Source organism: Synechococcus sp. MU1655 (genome assembly GCF_023630655.1).
Taxonomy (GTDB): Bacteria; Cyanobacteriota; Cyanobacteriia; order PCC-6307; family Cyanobiaceae; genus Synechococcus_C.
In genome coordinates this window covers 1-6,673 of record NZ_JAKUHK010000099.1, presented here as the reverse complement: position 1 = coordinate 6,673, position 6,673 = coordinate 1, and the positions used below count along the sequence as shown (strand labels likewise).

Annotated in this window: 7 protein-coding genes; 3 read left to right on the top strand and 4 right to left on the bottom strand. The window is 58.6% G+C overall.

Annotated features, from left to right (window positions below; genetic code table 11):
• Positions 1-10: 10 nt before the first annotated feature.
• The gene (locus NCN04_RS06120; RefSeq protein ID WP_250395503.1) at positions 11-661 is read right to left on the bottom strand and encodes a hypothetical protein; all 651 of its coding nucleotides are present in this window, start codon (positions 659-661) and stop codon (positions 11-13) included.
• Positions 662-812: 151 nt separating this feature from the next.
• Here NCN04_RS06120 and argS point away from each other — a divergent pair, with 151 nt between their 5' ends.
• From argS to NCN04_RS06105, 3 genes are all read left to right on the top strand, one after another.
• On the top strand, positions 813-2,585 hold the full coding sequence (gene argS / locus NCN04_RS06115) for an arginine--tRNA ligase (protein ID WP_250395502.1): 1,773 nt from the start codon (positions 813-815) through the stop codon (positions 2,583-2,585).
• Between the two features lie 108 nt (positions 2,586-2,693).
• Complete coding sequence (locus NCN04_RS06110) at positions 2,694-3,782, top strand: pyridoxal phosphate-dependent aminotransferase (protein ID WP_250395501.1); 1,089 nt, start codon at positions 2,694-2,696, stop codon at positions 3,780-3,782.
• Entirely contained in the window at positions 3,779-4,798 is a 1,020-nt protein-coding gene (locus NCN04_RS06105; protein WP_250395500.1) for an asparaginase, read from the top strand. Before NCN04_RS06110 ends, NCN04_RS06105 begins: the two co-directional genes overlap by 4 nt.
• 13 nt (positions 4,799-4,811) lie before the next feature.
• Here NCN04_RS06105 and NCN04_RS06100 read toward each other — a convergent pair whose 3' ends face one another.
• The 3 genes from NCN04_RS06100 to NCN04_RS06090 are packed head-to-tail and all read right to left on the bottom strand — an operon-like array spanning position 4,812 to position 6,660.
• Positions 4,812-5,549, bottom strand: a complete 738-nt coding sequence (locus NCN04_RS06100; RefSeq protein WP_250395499.1) for an MBL fold metallo-hydrolase — start codon at positions 5,547-5,549, stop codon at positions 4,812-4,814.
• A 38-nt stretch (positions 5,550-5,587) separates the two neighbouring features.
• On the bottom strand, positions 5,588-6,184 hold the full coding sequence (locus tag NCN04_RS06095; RefSeq protein WP_048347405.1) for an anthranilate synthase component II: 597 nt from the start codon (positions 6,182-6,184) through the stop codon (positions 5,588-5,590).
• Between the two features lie 2 nt (positions 6,185-6,186).
• On the bottom strand, positions 6,187-6,660 hold the full coding sequence (locus NCN04_RS06090) for a diacylglycerol kinase family protein (protein WP_250395504.1): 474 nt from the start codon (positions 6,658-6,660) through the stop codon (positions 6,187-6,189).
• Between the last annotated feature and the right edge of the window lie 13 nt (positions 6,661-6,673).

Here is a 6,673-nt window from a genome sequence, read left to right as displayed (position 1 = left end):
AAGGCTTGAATCATGCGCTCGCACCTGCCTTGTCGAGGGCTGTGGAGAATTTTTTGGCATAACGTTCAATCAGATCGGCTTTGTCCATGCCGTTGATGATTTTGCGGGCGTGAAAGTAGTCCACGATTTGCCCCTTGTGAGGATCTCCGATGAAGTTCTTGAGAGCCCATCCTGTGAAAACCCCACAAAACATGCCGTGAAACATGATTACTGCCGCATAGCGATCATCTTTGACCGCATCCGGATGTTCAGTGAAATCGGGCGCTTCGGGGAAGATTGATTGCACCACGCCGGTCATTGCTGTGTAGTTCGCCCGGCCTGTGAGCTGCACAAATCCCCGCCCATGAAACCTGGCTCCATCGCCAGGTTCAGTATTGCCAAGGTCAGATCGATTCTCATACATCTGTGTGAAATAGGCGCTATCTCCATATTCATCAATCGGTTGCATCGTGGACGCTGTTTCATGTTTTGTTGTGGCGAGCATGTAAGCCAGCCATCCGATTGAACGGATGTCCCAGTTGGTTTTGAACGCGCCTGTTGGTGGGTTGGGTGGTGCGTCCCAGAAGTTCAGGATGGCCTCCATTCCATTCACGTTCTGCTGCCTGAGCACCCCGTTGAACAGATCATCTCGAACGCAGTCGTAGAAGATCTTGCGGTCCAATCGTCTTCCCTTTCAAGAGGCTGGAGACTAGACGGCCTGTTTGTTGCCGGCATGGCGTTCCTTTTGCAGCTGCTGCCTGGTTGGTCAGGGCCTGAGGGGACTCCCGCGCCGGGAGATGATCAGGACCTGAATTCGTTCACCGCTGCTTTCCATGCTGCGCATCGCCCAGGCTTTAGACACCCAGTTGCGTGAGGCGATGCAGCGGGCCTTCCCGGACGTGGATGCTCTGCTGGATCCCCAGCTGGCGCCTGCAAGCAAGCCGGAATTTGGTGATTTCCAGGCCAATGGCGCCTTGCCCTTGGCCAAGCCTCTCAAGCAGGCTCCACGCCACATTGCCGGGGCGATTGTGGAGGCGCTTCAGGCGGATCCAGCTTTTGCAGCCCTGTGTCTGGAACCGCAGATTGCCGGTCCAGGCTTCATTAATCTCACCATCCGGCCAGAGCGCTTAGCGGCTGAAGTGTCAGCACGGCTGGGTGATCCGCGCCTGGGCGTACCAGAGGTGCAGAGCGATGCAGCGGTGGTTGTGGATTTTTCCAGCCCCAACATCGCCAAGGAGATGCACGTCGGCCATCTGCGCTCCACGATCATTGGTGATTCTTTGGCTCGAGTGCTCGAGTTCCGTGGTCATCGGGTGCTGCGCCTCAATCATGTGGGTGATTGGGGCACCCAGTTCGGGATGCTGATCACCCATCTCAAACAGGTGGCCCCCGAGACCCTCAAAACTGCCGATGCGGTTGATCTTGGCGATTTGGTGGCCTTTTATCGCGAGGCCAAGAAGCGTTTCGACGAAGACGAAGTCTTTCAGGCCACGTCTCGCGAGGAGGTGGTGAAGCTTCAAGGTGGGGATCCGGTGTCTCTCAAGGCGTGGGGATTGCTCTGTGATCAGTCGCGGCGTGAGTTCCAGAAGATTTACGACCGACTCGATATTCGTCTGAGCGAACGAGGCGAATCGTTTTACAACCCGTTTCTGGCGTCAGTCCTCAGTGGCTTGAAGGAGGCTGGTTTGCTCGTCACTGATGACGGTGCGGAGTGTGTCTTCCTTGAGGGTGTGAACGGGAAGGATGGCAAGCCCTTGCCTGTGATCGTTCGCAAAAGTGATGGTGGTTTTAATTACGCAACGACCGATCTGGCAGCGATCCGCTATCGCTTTGCGCTGGCCCCAGAGGGCGATGGCGCGCGCCGCGTGATTTACGTCACCGATGCGGGTCAGGCGAACCACTTTGCGGGTGTGTTTCAAGTGGCGAAACGGGCGAAGTGGATTCCAGAGCACGGTCGGCTGGAGCATGTTCCCTTTGGGCTGGTCCAGGGCGAGGACGGTAAGAAGCTCAAAACCCGTTCGGGTGACACGGTTCGGTTGCGGGATCTGCTCGACGAAGCGGTGGAACGGGCCGAAGCCGATTTACGCCGGCGATTGGAGGAGGAGGGGCGTCGCGAGGACGACCAGTTCATTGAGCATGTGGCTGGCACGGTGGGGCTCGCGGCGGTGAAGTACGCCGACCTCAGTCAGAACCGGATCACGAATTACCAGTTCAGCTTCGATCGGATGCTGGCCTTGCAAGGCAACACGGCCCCCTATCTGCTTTATGCGGTGGTGCGCATTGCTGGAATTGCGCGCAAGGGTGGAGATCTTGAGGCGGAGGCGGGAATGCTGCAGTTCAGCGAGCCACAGGAGTGGTCCCTGGTCAGGGAGCTGCTCAAATTCGATGCGGTGATCGCCGAGGTGGAGGAGGAGTTGCTGCCCAATCGCCTCTGCAGTTATTTATTCGAGTTATCACAAGTGTTCAATCGCTTTTATGACCAGGTCCCAGTGCTCAAGGCTGAGGGACAGTCCCTGCGATCCCGTTTGGCGTTGTGCCGTCTCACCGCCGATACCCTGAAGGCAGGGTTGGGATTATTGGGCATTGCCACGTTGGAGCGAATGTAGTGACACCATTCCGGGCCAGTTCAGGAGCAGTGGTTCGAAATCACGTTCACGTTTTGCTCGTTTCGTGACGTGGGATTTGCTGTGAACGGACACCCTCAACGCAATGCAATGCGTGCCCGGCCTGAGGTTGAGCAGCTCAAGGCCTATAGCGCTCCTCTCGAAGGGCGACGCAACCTGTTGCGGCTCGATTTCAACGAAAACACGATGGGCCCCAGCCCCAGGGTCGCGGAGGCAATTCGCGAGTACCCGTCCGATCAGATTGCGATTTATCCCGAGTACGACGGTCTTCGCGAAGCCCTGATTGCCAATCTCGAGTCTTCCCCGGCAGGCTTGGCCTGTGCGTTGACGTCTGCGCACGTTGGGGTGTTCAACGGGGTGGATGCTGCGATCCATGCCGTGATCCATGCCTATGGCGCCGCCGGAGACACCCTGCTGACAACCAGTCCCACCTTTGGGTACTACGCCCCCTGCGCGGGCATGCAGGGGATGGCGGTTGAGGCCGTGCCCCACGAGATGCCCGGGTTTGCGTTTCCAATGGAGGCGATTCGAGCGGCCCTGTTGCGGACACCGCGCATCTTGATGGTGTGCAATCCCAATAACCCCACGGGAACGCGTTTGCCGGCGGATCAAGTGTTGGACCTTGCAACCGCGGCGCCTGAAACGCTTGTGGTGGTGGATGAGTTGTATGAGGCCTTCACGGGAGACAGCGTCTTGCCCTCGATTGATTTTCGTGAGGTGCCCAATCTGCTCGTGCTCCGATCCTTGGCGAAAACCGCTGGCCTCGCCGGCTTGCGGATCGGGTTTGCTCTTGGCCATCCCGATGTCGTGGACCGGGTGGGCAGGGTCACGGGCCCCTATGACGTCAATAGTTTGGCCGTCACGGCGGCGATGGCGGCTTTGAATGATCAGCCCTATACCGACGCCTATGTCGAAGAGGTGTTACGGGCTCGTGACTGGATTGTGTCTGTATTGACGCGTCAGCGTGTCATTCACCATGTCGCTGGGGGGAATTACCTCCTGGTTTGGCCTCGTCGTTCAGCGCAGCTCGTGGACGCGAAGCTGCGGGAAGCGGGCATTTTGGTGCGTTCCATGGCAGGGAAGCCCCAGGTTGATGGGTCATTGCGCGTCAGCATCGGCACCACTGAGCAGATGCAGCGCTTTTGGCTGGCCTATCAGGCGATTGATTCAGGGCTTTGACGGTCGATCACCCCACCCCACCCCCGACCTTGCTTCTGCTCGCCACGGGTGGCACGATCGCAGGCCGTGGTGTCACTAGGACCTTTCTCAACTCCTACACCGCTGGGGCGATGTCTGGATCGGAACTCCTTCAGGAGCTGCCGCAGTTGCAAGGGGTGGCCCAGCTTCAGGTGGAACAACTAGCCAATTTGGATAGTGCTGATTTGCAGTTTCAGCATTGGAAGCGTCTGGTGACGCGAATCCGTGAGGCTTTTGCCGAGTCCTGCGAGTTGGCGGGAGTCGTGATCACCCACGGCACCAACACCTTGGAAGAAACCGCCTGGTTGTTGGAGCTACTCATTGACGATCCGCGGCCAGTGGTGTTGGTGGGAGCGATGCGTCCGGCCACAGCCCTCAGTGCTGATGGTCCTCTGAATCTTTTTCAAGCCCTGCAAGTGGCAGGTAGCCCTAAGGCCCGCGGGCATGGGGTGCTTGTCGTGATGGATGGCCAGATCCATGGAGCCAGGGCTGTCACCAAGGTGGCAACACAGGGTGTGGGTGCGTTTCAAAGTCCAGATTTGGGCCCCCTGGGCTGGGTGGATGACAGCGGAGTGCATCTGCCGGAGGCGTCCAGATTCCGATCCGTTCCTTTCGCCACGCTTGCATTGCCAGCTCAGTGGCCTGAAGTGGCCATCCTTTACGGCTGTGTGAATCCTTCGTTGGCCTTGGTTTCGTCCCTCTCTCATGCTGGGGTGAAGGGGGTGGTCTGGACTGGCACCGGGGCCGGCCAATTGTCTTCAGGGGAACGTGAGGCCATCAAAACCTGGTCTGGTGTGTTGCCCCTGATGTTGCGCGCGAGTCGTTGCGGTAGGGGTCCTGTTCATCCCTGTCCGCTTCAGGATGAGCTTGGCTTGTTGCCGGCAGGAACCCTCAACCCTCAGAAGGCGAGGATTCTTCTCCTCTTGGCCTTAATTGCCGGGATGGAACGAGCCGAACTGTCAGCGTTGTTGGCGTCGATGCCGATGGTTGAGGGGTGAGTGCCGACCGTGATCAACGCATGACATCGATCACGGTGCTGTCACCGAGGTTTCCAGGCAGGTTGAGGTTTGGCCCTACTTTGCGCACCTTCGTGCCGGACATCGCATCCAGGAACGGTTGCACTCCGCCCTGGTCGCATCCAGAGGGAGCCTCGCCATTCACGTACTGAACAGGAATCACCCTGCGCGGATTGAGCGCACGCACAACTTCGGCAGCCTCCTCTCCGTCGTAGACCTTGCCGCCGCCGCCGACGCCGATGATTAAGACGTCGGGGCGACCGAGAAGCACTTTGTCTTCACCGCTGAGTGTGGCGGCGGTGCCTCCGAGATGGGCAAAGTTGAGACCTCCCTGTTGCCAGCGCCAGATCGTGGCTTGGCCAAAACGACGGCCCCCCACTCGGTCATGGGGAGCAGCGAACCCTTCGATGTTGAGGCCTCCGACGCGATAGGAGCCTGGTTTGGCCAAATAGGTCCCGCCACCGATGCGAGCCCCTTCATCAGGTAATTCCGAACTGGCAAGAATCACCGTTGCGTTCACGCGTGGCTCAGCGAGTCCTTTGGCGCAGCCCACGGCACGAAACGGGTTCACCATCACGGATTGGCCACCTCCGCGGATGAGTAAGGCGCTATGGCCGTAATTGGTCACGGTGACGCCTGCGGCCCGAACTGGCGCAGCAGTTCCGATCGCCACGAGTGCCGAGCCACTCAAAACAATTCGGAAAAGACTCTGAACCCGTTCGTGGACCGACATTGTTGACCGTCTTTTTGACCAGGAAGCTAGCAGTGATGTCACTGGTGTTCTGCTTGACGCAGGAAGTTGGCGAGCAGCTGGTGCCCCGCTTCTGTGAGCACACTCTCAGGATGGAACTGCACTCCCTGTAGGTGGGGGTAGTCGCGATGGCGCAGCCCCATGATCGTTCCGTCGTCCAGCCAGGCAGTGACTTCAAGACAGTTCGGAAGGGTGTCTCGTTCAGCAATCAAGCTGTGATAACGGGTCGCGGTAAGGGGTTGGGGTAGCCCGGCGAAGACGCCTTCACCGCGATGCAGGACAGGAGATGTTTTGCCATGCATCAGTTCGCTGGCTCTCACAACGCGACCGCCATAGGCCTGCGCGAGCGATTGATGGCCGAGGCAAACACCAAGGGTTGGGATGGTGGGTGACAGTTGGCGTAAGACCTCGAGGCAAACACCGGCTTGATCTGGATCGCCTGGACCAGGTGAAAGCACAATGGCGGATGGATTGAGGTCGCGAATCTCCTCGAGACTGAGGGCGTCGTTTCGCTCGACGCGACAGTCGGTCGCAACCTCGAACTGGCTGGCAAGTTCCCCCAGGTATTGCACGAGGTTGAACGTGAAACTGTCGTAGTTATCGATAACCAGGAGCATGGTTAGAGGCCCAGGCGCAGGATCAGGGGTGGAAGGAGAAGAAGGAGCGCAATCAGCATTGAGCTGATCGCTGAGACAAGAACAGCAGCAGCAGCGCAATCCTTGGCAATTCTGGCTAGGGGATGGAACCGCCTGCCGATTGCCAAGTCCACCGCAGCCTCAATGGCTGTATTCAGTAGCTCCAGCACCAACACGACAGCCACCGTGAGCACCAACACCGCCAGCTGAATCGCGGGGAGTTGGAGCCAAATCCCCAGTCCTAAAACCACCGCTCCCGTAAAAACGTGGATCCGGAAGTTCCTTTGGCTAACGAAGCCGTAGCCCAGACCTTGGGCCGCGTAGCGGAAGCTTGAGGGGAGATCCCCCGCGATCCGCCAGGCACCCCGTTTGGCTGCACGATGGGCTCGTTGGGTGCTGCTCTGGCTGATCTCCTCAAACACCGGTGCTCCGTCTTCAGAGTTCAGCAGTGACTTCATCTGCTGATTCACA